This window comes from Methylibium sp. (assembly GCF_965279545.1).
Taxonomy (GTDB): domain Bacteria; phylum Pseudomonadota; class Gammaproteobacteria; order Burkholderiales; family Burkholderiaceae_C; genus Methylibium.
In genome coordinates this window covers 1,089,056-1,102,588 of record NZ_OZ257250.1, presented here as the reverse complement: position 1 = coordinate 1,102,588, position 13,533 = coordinate 1,089,056, and the positions used below count along the sequence as shown (strand labels likewise).

At 67.2% G+C, this 13,533-nt stretch carries 15 protein-coding genes; 1 reads left to right on the top strand and 14 read right to left on the bottom strand.

Annotation, left to right across the window (positions count from 1 at the left end):
• Position 1: 1 nt before the first annotated feature.
• From ACQY9S_RS05160 to ppsA, 12 genes are all read right to left on the bottom strand, one after another.
• A complete protein-coding gene (locus ACQY9S_RS05160) occupies positions 2 to 196 on the bottom strand; it encodes a hypothetical protein (protein ID WP_428423576.1) in 195 nt (64 codons plus the stop codon).
• Entirely contained in the window at positions 196 to 516 is a 321-nt protein-coding gene (locus tag ACQY9S_RS05155) for a hypothetical protein (RefSeq protein ID WP_428423574.1), read from the bottom strand. The genes ACQY9S_RS05160 and ACQY9S_RS05155 overlap by 1 nt, the downstream gene beginning before the upstream one ends.
• A 95-nt stretch (positions 517 to 611) precedes the next feature.
• Positions 612 to 2,027: a replicative DNA helicase gene (gene dnaB, locus ACQY9S_RS05150; RefSeq protein ID WP_428423572.1), complete on the bottom strand. Its 1,416-nt coding sequence runs from the start codon at positions 2,025 to 2,027 to the stop codon at positions 612 to 614.
• A gap of 145 nt (positions 2,028 to 2,172) precedes the next feature.
• Positions 2,173 to 2,625 (bottom strand): 50S ribosomal protein L9, encoded by a 453-nt coding sequence (gene rplI, locus ACQY9S_RS05145; protein ID WP_428423571.1) that lies wholly within the window; start codon positions 2,623 to 2,625, stop codon positions 2,173 to 2,175.
• A gap of 10 nt (positions 2,626 to 2,635) precedes the next feature.
• Complete coding sequence (rpsR, locus tag ACQY9S_RS05140) at positions 2,636 to 2,926, bottom strand: 30S ribosomal protein S18 (protein ID WP_428423569.1); 291 nt, start codon at positions 2,924 to 2,926, stop codon at positions 2,636 to 2,638.
• A 30-nt stretch (positions 2,927 to 2,956) separates the two neighbouring features.
• Positions 2,957 to 3,259 carry a primosomal replication protein N gene (gene priB, locus ACQY9S_RS05135; RefSeq protein WP_428423567.1) on the bottom strand — a complete coding sequence of 101 codons (303 nt, stop codon included), beginning with the start codon at positions 3,257 to 3,259 and terminating at the stop codon, positions 2,957 to 2,959.
• Between the two features lie 33 nt (positions 3,260 to 3,292).
• A complete protein-coding gene (rpsF, locus tag ACQY9S_RS05130; RefSeq protein ID WP_428423565.1) occupies positions 3,293 to 3,661 on the bottom strand; it encodes a 30S ribosomal protein S6 in 369 nt (122 codons plus the stop codon).
• 209 nt (positions 3,662 to 3,870) lie between these two features.
• A complete protein-coding gene (locus tag ACQY9S_RS05125; RefSeq protein WP_428423563.1) occupies positions 3,871 to 6,003 on the bottom strand; it encodes a sodium:solute symporter family protein in 2,133 nt (710 codons plus the stop codon).
• 1 nt (position 6,004) lies between these two features.
• A complete protein-coding gene (locus tag ACQY9S_RS05120; RefSeq protein WP_428423561.1) occupies positions 6,005 to 6,262 on the bottom strand; it encodes a DUF4212 domain-containing protein in 258 nt (85 codons plus the stop codon).
• A 12-nt stretch (positions 6,263 to 6,274) separates the two neighbouring features.
• Complete coding sequence (locus tag ACQY9S_RS05115; RefSeq protein ID WP_428423559.1) at positions 6,275 to 6,886, bottom strand: tetratricopeptide repeat protein; 612 nt, start codon at positions 6,884 to 6,886, stop codon at positions 6,275 to 6,277.
• Positions 6,883 to 7,182, bottom strand: coding sequence for a hypothetical protein (locus ACQY9S_RS05110; protein ID WP_428423557.1), 300 nt, complete (start codon positions 7,180 to 7,182; stop codon positions 6,883 to 6,885). The genes ACQY9S_RS05115 and ACQY9S_RS05110 overlap by 4 nt, the downstream gene beginning before the upstream one ends.
• Positions 7,183 to 7,350: 168 nt before the next feature.
• The gene (ppsA, locus tag ACQY9S_RS05105; RefSeq protein ID WP_428423555.1) at positions 7,351 to 9,756 is read right to left on the bottom strand and encodes a phosphoenolpyruvate synthase; all 2,406 of its coding nucleotides are present in this window, start codon (positions 9,754 to 9,756) and stop codon (positions 7,351 to 7,353) included.
• Positions 9,757 to 9,978: 222 nt separating this feature from the next.
• On the opposite strand from ppsA, the gene ppsR reads away from it, so the two are divergent.
• On the top strand, positions 9,979 to 10,797 hold the full coding sequence (gene ppsR, locus ACQY9S_RS05100) for a posphoenolpyruvate synthetase regulatory kinase/phosphorylase PpsR (protein ID WP_428423553.1): 819 nt from the start codon (positions 9,979 to 9,981) through the stop codon (positions 10,795 to 10,797).
• A gap of 49 nt (positions 10,798 to 10,846) precedes the next feature.
• Here ppsR and ACQY9S_RS05095 read toward each other — a convergent pair whose 3' ends face one another.
• Complete coding sequence (locus tag ACQY9S_RS05095; RefSeq protein ID WP_428423551.1) at positions 10,847 to 12,052, bottom strand: MFS transporter; 1,206 nt, start codon at positions 12,050 to 12,052, stop codon at positions 10,847 to 10,849.
• On the bottom strand, positions 12,039 to 13,523 hold the full coding sequence (gene rmuC / locus ACQY9S_RS05090) for a DNA recombination protein RmuC (protein ID WP_428423550.1): 1,485 nt from the start codon (positions 13,521 to 13,523) through the stop codon (positions 12,039 to 12,041). The genes ACQY9S_RS05095 and rmuC overlap by 14 nt, the downstream gene beginning before the upstream one ends.
• Positions 13,524 to 13,533 lie beyond the last annotated feature (10 nt).

Sequence of the window (13,533 nt, the reverse complement as noted above, 5' to 3'; positions counted from 1 at the left end):
CTCACTCGCTCTTCAGTCGTTTCACCACGGCGGCCGTCGTGAGCAGTTCCAACTGGGCTTCGAGCCGGATCACCCGGCCTGTCAGGTCCTCGATCTTCTGCTGCTGCGACTTCATGGCATCGGACTGCCGGTTGACCTTGTCCTCGAGCTTGATCATCGAGGTCAGCGCACCCCAGACGCGGTCGGTGACGCCCATCAGGCGACCTTGCGCACCGGCGACCTGCTGGCAGACTTGATCGCCTTGGCCGCCTTCGCCTCCATCGCGGCGATGCGCTTGTTGCTCGCCTCGATGAAGCTCAGAGCGTCGTCGATGGCGGCGCCGGCACGATCGGCAGCATCCCGGGCGGCATCGGCCAGCACGCCCAGCTCCTGGTCCGCCTCCTTGGCTTCGTAGGCGAAGGCGCCGCGGCGCATCAGCTCCGACACGGGCAGGTCCAGTCGCTTCGCCTTGGCGGCGATCGCCTTCTTGTCCTGCGCGGTGGCCTGCACCACGATGCGTTCGACGGCTGCTGCCATGTCATTGCTCCGGGTCACGGGGAACTGGGTGCCCCTGTACATGGACAGTGTATGGACATGGCGGTGGCTGTCAAGAAGACCGCCCGGAGGGCTCGTCAGTAACCGCCGCTCCCGCCCCCCGGCGCCAGGTTGTCGAACTTGGTCAGCGGCTTCAGGAAGGTCAGCTTCACCTCGCCGGTCGGGCCATTGCGCTGCTTGCTGATGATGATCTCGGCAATCCCGGGCTCCTTGCTGTCCTTGTTGTAGTAGTCATCGCGGTAGATGAACATGATGACGTCGGCATCCTGCTCGATCGCACCGGATTCGCGCAGGTCGCTCATCATCGGCCGCTTGTCGGTGCGGCTCTCGACGCTGCGGTTGAGCTGCGACAGCGCGATCACCGGGCACTTCAGCTCCTTGGCCAGCGATTTCAGACCGCGCGAGATCTCGCCGATCACGGTCGCGCGGTTTTCCTCGTTGCCGCCCGAGCCGCTCATCAGCTGCAGGTAGTCGACCACGATCAACCCGAGCTGGCCGCACTGCCGCGCCTGACGCCGCGCGCGGGCACGCAGCTCGCTGGGGGTCAGCCCGGCACTCTCGTCGATGAAGATGCTGGCCTTGCCGAGCTTGTCGACCGCCTCGGTCAGTCGCGCCCATTCGTCATCGCGCAGGCGGCCGGTGCGCAAATTCTGCTGGTCGATGCGCCCGAGCGAGCCCACCATGCGCAGCGCCAGTTGCGAGGCGCCCATTTCCATCGAGAACACGACGACCGGCAGCCCTTCCTGCACCGCAACGTTCTCGGCGATGTTCAGCGCCAGCGCCGTCTTGCCCATCGACGGACGCGCCGCCAGCACGATCAGGTCGCCCGGCTGCAGGCCGGCGGTCATGCGGTCGAAGTCGTAGAAGCCGGAGCGCACGCCGGTCACTTCTTCCGCGCCGTTCTCGGCCAGCTCGGTCACGCGATCGATCAGCTGCACGACCAGCGTGTCCATGCCATGGAAGCCCTGCTTGGTGCGCGAGCCGGCTTCACCGATCTTGAAGATCTTGCCCTCGGCCTCGTCGAGGATCTCCGACACCGCACGGCCGCGCGGATTGAAGGCATTGGTCGCGATCTCGTCGCTGGTCGCCACCAGGTCGCGCAGGATCTTGCGCTCGCGCACGATCTCGGCGTAGCGGCGCAGGTTGGCGGCGCTCGGCACGCTCTGCGCGAGCTGGTTCAGGTAGGCCAGGCCACCCACCTCCTCGGCCTTGCCGAGCGATTGCAACTGCTCGTAGACCGTGATCACGTCGGCCGGCTTGCTGGCGTTGATCAGCTTGCCGATCGCTGCGTAGATCAGCTGGTGCTCGTAGCGATAGAAGTCGCTGTCGTTCAGCAGGTCGCCGGCGCGGTCCCAGGCGCCGTTGTCGATCAGCAAGCCGCCGAGCACGCTTTGCTCGGCCTCGATGGATTGCGGTGGGATGCGCAGGCGCGCGACTTCGTCGTCGCCGCGGGAATCGGGGCGTGCACCGCCCCCGGAGAAAATCGCTGACATCTTTGGATCTTATGCCGGTCACCGGCCCACGGCTGTGGGCAAGTGTGTGGAAATCCGGTGGGTGGCCTGGGGGTGGCGCTGTACAAGCGCCGCGCAAAAAAACAAAGGCCGGCGAATGCCGGCCTTTGCGCGGGTGGAGCGGAACTCAGTCGGTCTCGCCGACCACCGTCACGTTCACATCGACCACCACGTCGGTGTGCAAGGCCACCGTCACCGGATGCTCGCCCACGGTCTTGAGCGGACCGTTGGGCAGGCGCACCTGCGACTTCACGACCTTGAAGCCGGCCTTGTCCAGCGCTTCGGCGATGTCCTGGTTGGTGACCGAGCCGAACAGGCGGCCGTCGACGCCGGCCTTTTGCGTGATGCTGACGGTCTTGCCGCTCAGCTTCTCGCCATCGGCCTGGGACGCCACCAGCTTGGCGGCTGCGGCCTTCTCCAGTTCGATGCGCCTGGCTTCGAATTCCTTGACTGCCGCTTCGGTGGCACGACGTGCCGCACCGCTCGGGATCAGGAAATTGCGGGCGTAACCGTCCTTGACCCTGACGACCTCACCGAGGTTGCCGAGGTTGGTCACCTTTTCGAGCAGGATGATTTGCATGGCTGGCTCCTCAGGTCTTGTGCTGGTCGCTGTACGGCAGCAAGGCCAGGAAGCGCGCGCGCTTGATGCAGGTCGACAGCTGGCGCTGGAAGAACGAGCGTGTGCCCGTCAGGCGTGCGGGCGTGATCTTGCCGTTCTCGCCGATGAAGTCGCGCAGCGTATCGACATCCTTGTAATCGATCTCCGTGACACCGGTGACGGTGAAGCGGCAGAAACGCTTGCGACGGAACAGCAGCGATTGGGTGTTGCGCTTCGGGCGCTTGTCTTTGCCGAAACGGCCTTTACCACGGGGCGGGGGCATAGTGAACTCCTGAAATCTGAAACTGGGGACTCAAGGCGGAACAGAGGGCTTTGCATCGAATTCGGTGATGTGCAGCAAGACGCCCTTGCCGTTGCGGTTGGGCCCGAGAAATCCTGCAAACCCGGCGGTATCTCCTACCGCCAGCTTGCCGAGTTGCTCGGCCACCGCTCCGATTCCCACGGCCCGGATCTCCAAGGAGACCCGGCGAGGGAGTCCGGCTTCCGTCAGCTGCGACTCGTGCTTCAAGCTCAAGTCCAGCGCCGGCATGCCGGCGGGCGTGTATCGCATCACACCCCGCTCCACCAGCTGCGCCTGCAGAACCACACGGTTCATGAGGTCGCTTCGGCAAGCAGGGCTACACCGAAATCAGGCGGCGGCGGCTTCTTGCTGCGGGGCCTTGCGCGATTCCTCGCGCTCGACCGTCTTCATCATGATCGAGGGCGCGGTCTCGGCTTTGCTCTTGACCACCGTCAGATGACGCAGCACGGCGTCATTGAACTTGAAGCCGGTCTCGAGCTCGAGCAGCGCTTCCTTGCTGCACTCGATGTTGAGACACAGGTAGTGGGCCTTCGCGAGCTTGTTGATCAGGTAGGCCAGCTGGCGGCGCCCCCAATCCTCGACGCGGTGCACCTTGCCACCGGCAGCGGTGACCAGGCCCTTGTAGCGCTCCAGCATGGCCGGAACCTGCTCGCTTTGATCCGGATGGATCAGCAGGACAATTTCGTAGTGACGCATCTGAACTCCTTGTGGATGTCCGCCTCGCCGCCGTGCAAGCACGGCCGGGTCGGCGGGGAAGCCGCCCCCTAGCGTCAACAAGGGGTACGGCAAGGTGAGCCCGCGATTATAGCGGCCAACGCCGGTCGGCCGCCCCGGCTGCGGAGGGGAACCGGGGGAACGGCCGTGCGACCAGGAGCTCTCTGCTCCGTCCTGTCGCCCCGCTGAACTCAGGAAGGGCGCCGTCTGCTCGGGTCTTCGTGCAAGTCCGGGTAGCGCACATGCGCGATCAGCTCCTGCACCTTCTGGCCCGGCCGCGCGGTGAACAGGCTCACGACGACGATGACCGCAAAGCCGACCGGCACGCCGAACACCCCTGCCGAGATCGGTTGAATGCCGAACCACAGGCTGACCGGGTGGGTGATGCCGAACACACCGCGCAGCCAGACCTGGTTGTGCACCATGTAGTACATCGCGGTGCCCAGGCCGGCGATCATGCCCAGCATCGCACCCGCGCCGGAGGCACGCTTCCAGAAGATGCCCAGCACCAGCGCCGGGAAGAAGGCCGCTGCGGCGAACGAAAACGCCGCCGAGACCAGGAAAAGGATGTCGCCCGGCTTGTAGGCGGCCACGTAGGCCGCCACCAGCGCCACCACCAGCAGCAGGATCTTGGAGATCGTGACACGGCGCGAGGTCGACGCATTGGGATCGATCATCTTGTAGTAAAGGTCGTGCGACAGCGCATTGCCGATCGTCAGCAGCAGGCCATCGGCCGTCGACAGCGCCGAGGCCAGCCCGCCCGCCGCCACCATGCCCGAAATCACGTAGGGCAGACCGCCGATCTCCGGCGTGGCCAGCACGATGATGTCGCTGCCGATCTTCATTTCGCCCAGTTGCAGGATGCCGTCGTGGTTGATGTCGGTCACCGACATCAGTGTCGGCTCGACCTTCGCCCAGGTGGCGATCCAGGCTGGCAGCTGATCGAAGGGGGTACCGACGAGGTTGCTGAAAACTTCGTACTTGACCAGCACGGCGAGCGCCGGCGCCGTGAAGTAGAGCAGAAAGATGAAGAACAGCGACCACGTGACCGACTCGCGCGCCTGTTGCACCGAGGGCGTCGTGTAGTAGCGCATCAGGATGTGCGGCAGCGCGGCGGTCCCGACCATGAGGCAGAACACCAGCGCCAGGAAATTGCGGCGCGACTCGTCGAACAACCTTCTGCTGCGCTCGTCGCCGTTCGGGTCGCCGGCAAACTGCTGCGCGTGCGGCGACATGCCGGCCAAAGGTCTGGCGCGGGCCTCGTTGTAGCTCTTGGCCGCGAGGTAGGCCTTGCGTGCTTCGCTCTCGGTGTTGGGTTGAGCGGCGAGCGCCCTGGCCGCAGCCTGCACCAGCATCGGCGCGGCACCTTCGGCCCTGAGCTGGGCGAGTTTGTGCTTCGCAGCGGCCCGGTCGGCGGCCATCGCGGTCGGCACGTCATCGAGTTTCGCGGCGGCTTCATCGGCGCGCTGCTTGAATGCCGCGATCACCTCGATTTCCCTGGGATCGTTGACCAGGAGTTGCTCGCGGGCCGTGATCTTCTCGAGCTGCCAGCCGTAGATCGCCTGCGGCAGCGGCACGCCGGTCTGCTTGACCGACAGCCAGACCACCGGCACGAGGTAGGCGACGATCAGCACGATGTACTGCGCCACCTGCGTCCATGTCACCGCCCGCATGCCACCGAGAAAGGAGCACACCAGGATGCCGCCGAGCCCGATGAAGATGCCGATCTCGAACGCATAGCCCGTCAGGCGCGCAGTGATCAGGCCCACGCCGTAGATCTGCGCCACGACATAGGTGAATGAGCACAGGATCGCCGCGATAATCCCGAGCGTGCGTGCACCGTTGCCGTAGCGCTCGCCCAGGAAATCGGGAATCGTGAACTGCCCGAACTTGCGCAGGTAAGGCGCCAGCAGCATCGCGACCAGACAGTAACCCCCGGTCCAGCCGATGATGAAGGCCAGCCCGTCGAAGCCACTCGAATACAAGGTGCCGGCCAGGCCGATGAACGAGGCGGCACTCATCCAGTCGGCGCCGGTCGCCATGCCGTTGTACATCGCCGGCACACGCCGGCCGGCGACGTAGTACTCGACCTCGTCGGTGGTGCGGCTCGCAACGCCAATGGCGGCGTACACCCCCACGGTGGCGAGCAGGAAGATCACGCCGATCCAGCTGCGCGACAGGCCGATCTGCTCCAGCACACCGAGCGTGACGACAAAGCCGACGAAGGCAAAGGCGTACCAGGTGTAAGCCTTGTCGAGCCGGCGCTTGAAAGCAGCGCGCCCCGCGTTCGCGGCAGCGCCTGAGCCAGGTGTCACCGGGGCCACGTCAGGGCTCCTCGGCCAGACCGTGCTCCCGGTCCAGGCGATTCATGACGCGCGCGTAGTACCAGACGAGGAAAACGTAGATCACCAGCGAGCCCTGTGCGGCCATGTAGAAACTGAAGGGCCAACCGAAGAAGCGGAAGTTGAGATCGCGCGCAAAATAAGTCAACACGAAACTCACCACGAACCAAACCACCAGCAAGACCGAGGTGAGCTGGAGGTTCTTGCGCCAGTAGCGGGATTGGGACTCAGCCAAGGACATCGCCACGACCTCTCATAGCGCGATGGAGGGCTCGACCGCCAGACCGGTCTCGCGCTCCAACTGGGCCGCCACCTTGGGCTCGAAGCCTCTGAGATGGCGAATGATCCTCAGGGCCTCGTCGGCCTTTCCGAGCTCGACCTGGACCCGCGCCAGCTGGTACCAGCCGTGCGGACTCATCGGCTGCAGCTCGGTATTGCGCATCAGCGCAGCGGCCGCCTCGTCGTGGCGGTGCTGGCGGATCAGCACCAGGCCCAGGCCGTACCACGCGCGGTCCAGCCCGGGCTCGATCTCGACGGCACGTCGGAATGCCGCCTCCGCCGCGGCGGCCTCACCTTCTTGCTCGAGCAGGAAACCGAGGTTGAACCAGGCCGGGGCATCGCGCGGGTCGACGCGCAGGAGCGCACGCAGGTCCACCACCGCCGTCGAGCGGTTGCCGCCCTGCGCCCCCACATGGGCGCGGCTGGCCAGCGCATAGGTGTCCGTCGGACGCAATCGCAGCATGCGGTCGAAGGCGTCGAGCGCGACCCGTCGCAAGCCGAGCATCAGACTCGCTCGGGCACGCCACTTGAGCAGCAGGAACTGCCGGCGCATGCGGCCCCGTCCGGGGTGGACGACCGTGCTCATTGGCACAGGCTCTGCATGGGCGCGGCACGGCACAGTTGCACTTTCTCGATCAACGCGAACAGCCAGATCCAAACCAACGCAACGAAGGCAAGCAGCGGGATGTAGCGATCGACCACGCGCCGCGGCGTGATCGCGCGCATGCCCGTCGTGAACGGACGTGTCAGTGCCGTCAGCAGCTGATAGAAGAAATTCTGCTCGCGCCGTCCTCCGGCGAGGACTCCGAGCAAGAAGCGCCCGGCCAGCGCACACAGCGCTATCTCGGCGATGAGCTTGATCGACGTGACGAACAACAGCATAGGAGGGGGCACGCGTCGGCTTCGTCTCTCCGGGAAGCGGATCGGAAGCGATGCTAACGCGTGCGTCGACCCGGTGGCAGCTCCTGCACCCTTGGTAGGTGGCCGCCCCCGGGCACGAAAAAGGCCCCCGAAGGGGCCCGTCCGCAGCAAGTGTGCGACCCGCCGGCGTCAGCGCCGCGCCAGCCGCTGCCAGGTGTCGACCACCGTGTCGGGGTTCAGCGAGATCGACACGATGCCCTCGGCCGCCAGCCAGTCGGCGAAGTCGGGGTGGTCGCTCGGCCCCTGCCCGCAGATGCCGATGTACTTGCCAGTGGCCCGGCAGGCCGCAATGGCGCGCGAGATCATGGCCTTGACCGCCGGGTCGCGCTCGTCGAAATCGGCCGCCAGCAACTCGAGGCCGGAATCGCGGTCCAGGCCCAGCGTGAGCTGGGTCAGGTCGTTCGAGCCGATCGACATGCCGTCGAAGTGTTCGAGGAACTGCTCGGCCAGGATGGCGTTGCTCGGCACCTCGCACATCATGATGACCTTCAGCCCGTCGCTGCCGCCGGCCGCGGCGCGCTTGAGGCCCTGGTCGGCCAGCATGCCGACCACGCGCTCGGCCTGCTTGAGCGTGCGCACGAAGGGCACCATGATTTCGACGTTGCTCAGGCCCATGTCGTTGCGCACGCGCTTGAGCGCCTCGCATTCCATCGCGAAAGCCTCGCCGAACTCGGCGCTGATGTAGCGTGATGCACCGCGAAAGCCCAGCATCGGGTTCTCTTCCTCGGGCTCGTAGCGCGAACCGCCGATGAGCTTCTTGTACTCGTTGGACTTGAAGTCCGACAGGCGCACGATCACCGGCTTGGGCCAGAAGGCCGCGGCAATCGTCGCGATGCCTTCGGTCAGCTTGTCGACATAGAACGCACGCGGCGACGCATGTCCCCGCGCGACGCTCTCGACGGCCTTCTTCAGGTCGGCATCGATGTTCGGGTAGTCGAGGATCGCCTTCGGGTGCACGCCGATGTTGTTGTTGATGATGAACTCGAGCCGCGCCAGGCCGACGCCGGAGTTCGGCATCTGCGCGAAGTCGAAGGCCAGCTGCGGGTTGCCGACGTTCATCATGATCTTGATCGGGCAGTACGGCAGCTCGCCGCGCTGCACGTCGGTGATCTCGGTCTCCAGCAGGCCGTCGTAGATGTAGCCGGTGTCACCCTCCGAACAGGCCACGGTGACGAGCGCGCCCTCCTTCAGCACTTCGGTCGCGTCGCCGCAGCCCACCACGGCCGGGATGCCGAGCTCGCGCGCGATGATGGCCGCGTGGCAGGTGCGCCCCCCCCGGTTGGTGACGATCGCGCTCGCTCGCTTCATCACCGGCTCCCAGTTCGGGTCGGTCATGTCGGTGACGAGCACGTCGCCGGCCTGCACCTGGTCCATCTCGGCCAGGCTGTGCACGATGCGCACCGGGCCGGTCCCGATCTTCTGGCCGATCGCACGGCCTTCGGCCAGCACGGTGCCCGAGCCCTTGAGCTTGTAGCGCTGCTCGGCCTTGCCCTCGGCCTGGCTCTTCACGGTTTCGGGACGCGCCTGCAGGATGTAGAGCTGGCCGTCGCCGCCGTCCTTGCCCCATTCGATGTCCATCGGGCGGCCGTAGTGCTCCTCGATGATCAGCGCATACCTGGCGAGCTGGGTCACGTCGGCGTCGGTCAGCGAGAAGCGGTTGCGCTGCTCGGTCGCGGTGTCCACGGTCTTCACGAGCTTGCCGGTGGCCGCCTTCTCCTGCGGCGTAGCGAACTCCATCTTGATCAGCTTGGAGCCGAGGTTGCGGCGGATGACGGCCAGCTTGCCGGCCTTCAGCGCCGGCTTGTGCACATAGAACTCGTCCGGATTCACGGCGCCCTGCACCACCGTCTCGCCCAGGCCGTAGCTGGAGGTGATGAAGACCACGTCCTTGAAGCCGGACTCGGTGTCGATCGTGAACATCACGCCGGCCGAGCCGAGGTCGGAGCGCACCATGCGCTGCACGCCGGCCGACAGCGCCACGTCGGCGTGCGCGAAGCCCTTGTGCACGCGGTAGCTGATCGCGCGGTCGTTGTAGAGGCTGGCGAACACCTCCTTCATCTTGTGCAGCACGTCCTCGATGCCGACGACGTTCAGGAAGGTCTCCTGCTGGCCGGCGAAGCTGGCGTCGGGCAGGTCCTCGGCGGTGGCCGACGAACGCACCGCGAACGATGCGCCGGGATTGCCGGCGGTGAGCTGGGAGAACTCGGTCGCGATCGCGTCCTGCAGGTCGGCCGGAAACGGCTGGGCCTCGACCCAACCGCGGATCTCGGCACCGGCCTCGGCCAGCGCCCGCACGTCGTCGGTGTCCAGCGCCGACAGCCGCGCGTTGATCTTGTCGACCAGTCCGCCATGCTTCAGGAACTGCCGGAAGGCATGCGCGGTGGTCGCAAAGCCCCCGGGCACTCGCACACCGGAGGCAGCGAGCTGGCTGATCATTTCGCCGAGGCTGGCGTTCTTGCCGCCAACCGCGTCGACATCGGTCATTCTCAGTCGTTCGAACGGGACGACCAGGGCGGTCGCATCAAAGCTGGACATGGGAAAACTCCGTGATGTGATGAAACCGGGGCGCACGCGTGCGGCCACTGAGGCCTCCAGCCGGCCGCGCTCACGCCTGTTCGTCTTGTTCTCGGCGCGGGGCTCATGGCTGGGGTCAGGTTAAGAAAGGCCTGGTGCAAACTGGTTTAATTGTACGGCCCTCGTCTTGCTCGATCGCCTTGCCATCCACCCCCTAAAGCCGCGGCACAACGCCGCCCAGACATGCCAAATCGCACAGTGTTCTTCGTTTCGGATGGCACCGGCATCACCGCCGAAACCTTTGGTAACTCCATCCTGGCTCAGTTCTCGGCCAAGCCGCGCCACGTGCGCCGGCCCTTCATCGACACGCCCGACAAGGCCTACCAGGTGGTGCGCGAGATCAACGACACCGCCGGGCGCGAGGGCAAGCGCCCGATCGTCTTCATCACGCTGATCGACACCGAGGTGCGCGGCATCATCCGCAGTGCGCAGTGCCTGGTGCTGGACATGCTGGGCACCTTCGTCGAGCCGCTGGAGGCCGAATTCGGCATCAAGTCCAACCACCGGGTCGGTCGTTTCGACGACATCTCGAAGAGTCAGGAGTACACCGACCGCATCGAGGCGATCAATTTCTCGCTCGCCCACGACGACGGTCAATCGTCGAAGAACCTCGACATCGCCGACGTGATCCTGGTCGGCGTCAGCCGCTCCGGCAAGACGCCGACCTCGCTCTACCTGGCCATGCAGCACGGCATCAAGGCGGCCAACTACCCGCTGATCCCGGAGGACTTCGAGCGCGGCGCCCTGCCTTCGGCGCTGCTGCCGCACAAGAAGAAGTGTTTCGGGCTGACCATCGCGCCGGAGCGCCTGCGCGAGATCCGCCACGAGCGGCGGCCCAACAGCAAGTACGCCGCGCTGGAGAACTGTCGCTATGAAGTGTCGGCGGCCGAATCGATGATGGGCCGCGAGGGTATCGCCTGGCTCAGCTCGACCCACAAGTCGATCGAAGAGATCGCGACCACCATCCTGCGCGACATCCGCCCCGACCGGCTGGTGTACTGAGCACCCCGCGCGAGGGGTGACGGCGGTACGCCGCGCCCCGGGGCGCCACTCAGTGCGCCGTGGCGAGCCGGCGGGCCGGCCACGCCCCGGCGCCGACCATCGCGCCCATCAGCCAGAACACGCCGGTCGCGCCCAGACTCGCCCCGGCCACGCCGAAGCCCAGCGGCATCAGCGCGCTCGACAGGTTGATCGCCATCGAGCGCAATGCGATCGCCTCGCCGTGACGCGCCTGGGGCGTGATCTGGTGCAGCGTCGACATGATCATCGGCTGCACCGCGCCAAGCGCAAGCCCCAGCACGACGGCGCACGCGCCCATCGGCAGCGCGCTGTGCGCCAGCGGGTAAACCGCGAACACGGTGGCGGTCAGCAGCATGGCACCGGCCAGCACCGCACCTTCGCGCAAGCGGTGCGCCAGCAGCGGGATCGCGAGCCGCACGCCGGCCACCGACAGCGCGAAGGCTCCGAGGATCAGCCCGATCGACGAAGCGTTGAGGCCGCGCTCGTGGCCCAGCACCGGCACGATGAAGCTGTGCACGTCCCAACTGCTCGACAGCAGCCAGTTCACCAGCAGCAGCCGGCGCATCGGCGGCGCGGTCAGCAGATCCCACGAGGCGCGGCGGCCCGGCACGGTGGTGGCCGCAGGCGGCGGCGCCTCGTGCGCAACCCGGCGAGCCCAGACGAGGCCCGCGAGCGGCAGCAGGGCCAGCGCCGCGAACGCGGCGCCGAAGCCGGCCGCGTCGATCACCACACCGGCGATCACCGGTCCGACCATGTTGCTCACGGCCGGAGCCAGGCCGAGCCAGCTGAACACGCGCTTCAGACCGGTCGGGTCGCTGACCAGCCGCCCGGCGGTGCGCTGGATCGCGATCAGGCCGAAGTTCGCGCCGCCGCCGCACAGCACCGCTGCGACGCACAGCAGCGCGTAATGCCAGGCCGGCGGCAGCAGCGTCGCCAGCGCCGCGAGCGCGGCACCGCCGAAGGCCATCGCCACGGCCCAGCCCACCGGGCGGTGGTAGCCGTGGCGGTCGGCCATGCGGCCGGCCGGCAGCGCGAGCACGAACGGCGCCGCAGCGAACAAGGCCAGCAGAGCGCCGACCGCGACCGCGCTGTGGCCTTCGTGCAGTGCCAGCAGCGGTGCGGCCATGCGCAGGCCGGTCATCGCGGCATGCAGGCAGAGCTGGCCGCCGATCAGCGGCAGCAGCCGCGGCGCCAGTGACCGCGATCCGCCGGCCGCTGGCGGTTCAGCTCCGCCCATCGCGCCCGACGGCCTCGCGCTCGTCGTCCTCGGCCGGCTCGAAGCCGCCCGGCAGCAGGGCCTGCGCCTCGGCCCCCGGCACCGCCTCGACGTCCTTGAGTGCCTTGCTCATCTGCCGCGTTCGCACCTCGGCGTCGGTCAGCGTGTTGAGCATCGTTTGCGTCTGCCCCTTGACGCGTGCCAGCACACCACCGAACTTCTCGAACTCGGTCTTCACCGCGCCCAGCGTCTTCCACACCTCCGAGCTGCGCTTCTCCAGCGCCAGGGTGCGGAATCCCATCTGCAGGCTGTTGAGCATCGCCAGCAGCGTCGTCGGCCCGGCCAGCGTCACACGGTGCTGCCGCTGCAGCGCCTCCACCAGGCCGGGCCGCCGAAGCAGCTCGGCGTACAGGCCCTCGGTCGGCACGAACAACAAGGCGAAGTCGGTGGTGTGCGGCGGCGCGAGGTACTTGGTGGCGATCGTCTTGGCTTCGGCGCGGATGCGCAGCTCGAGTGCCTTGCCGGCCGCGTCCGCGGCCTCCTTGTCGGCGCGGTCCTGCGCGTCCAGCAGGCGCTCGTAGTCCTCGCGCGGGAACTTGGCGTCAATCGGCAGCCACAGCGGCGTGCCGTCGTCGTTGCGGCCCGGCAGGCGCAAGGCGAACTCGACGCGCTCGCTGCTGCCCGGCACGGTCGCCACATTGGTCGCGTACTGCTCGGGCGTGAACACCTGCTCGAGCAGGCCGGCCAGTTGCACCTCACCGAACACCCCCCGACTCTTGACGTTGCTCAGCACCCGCTTCAGGTCGCCCACGCCCTGCGCCAGCGTCTGCATCTCGCCGAGGCCGCGGTGCACCTGCTCCAGCCGGTCGGCGACCTGCTTGAAGCTCTCGCCGAGCCGCTGCTCCAGCGTCGCATGCAGCTTCTCGTCGACCGTCTGGCGCATCTGCTCGAGCTTCTTCTCGTTGTCGGCCTGCAGCGCGAGCAGGCGCGTCTCGACGGTACTGCGCACCTCGCCGAGGCGGCGCTCGTTGGCGTCCGACAGGGCCTTGAGCTGCTCGCCCAGCGTCTCGCCGAAGCGCCGCAGCGCGCCGTCCTGCGCCTCGCGCGCCGCGAGCGAGGCCTGCGTCAGCGCGCCAGTGCTCGCGCGCAGCGTGTCGGCCAGCGACTGCTGCGTGGCCGCGAGCTGGGTGCGGAAGGAGTCAATCTGTTCGTTCTGCGTGCGCGCCACGTCGCCGCCCTGCGCGAGCAGCGTCTGCTGGAACAGCGTCAAGGCCTGCGCCAGCTCCTGGCGGGTGCCGCGCGCGCTCTCCTGCACCTCGCCGCGCAGTTCGCGCTCCAGGCGCTCGGCGTCGGTGCGGGTGGTCTGCTGCAGCCGCTCGCCGACCTCACGCAGCGGCGCGTCGTCCGGGCGGCGCAAGGCCAGCCACAGCAGCAGGATGAAATTCAGCGCCAGCAGCGCGGGGACCAACCAACTCAACCAATCGGGGCGCATCGTGCCACGA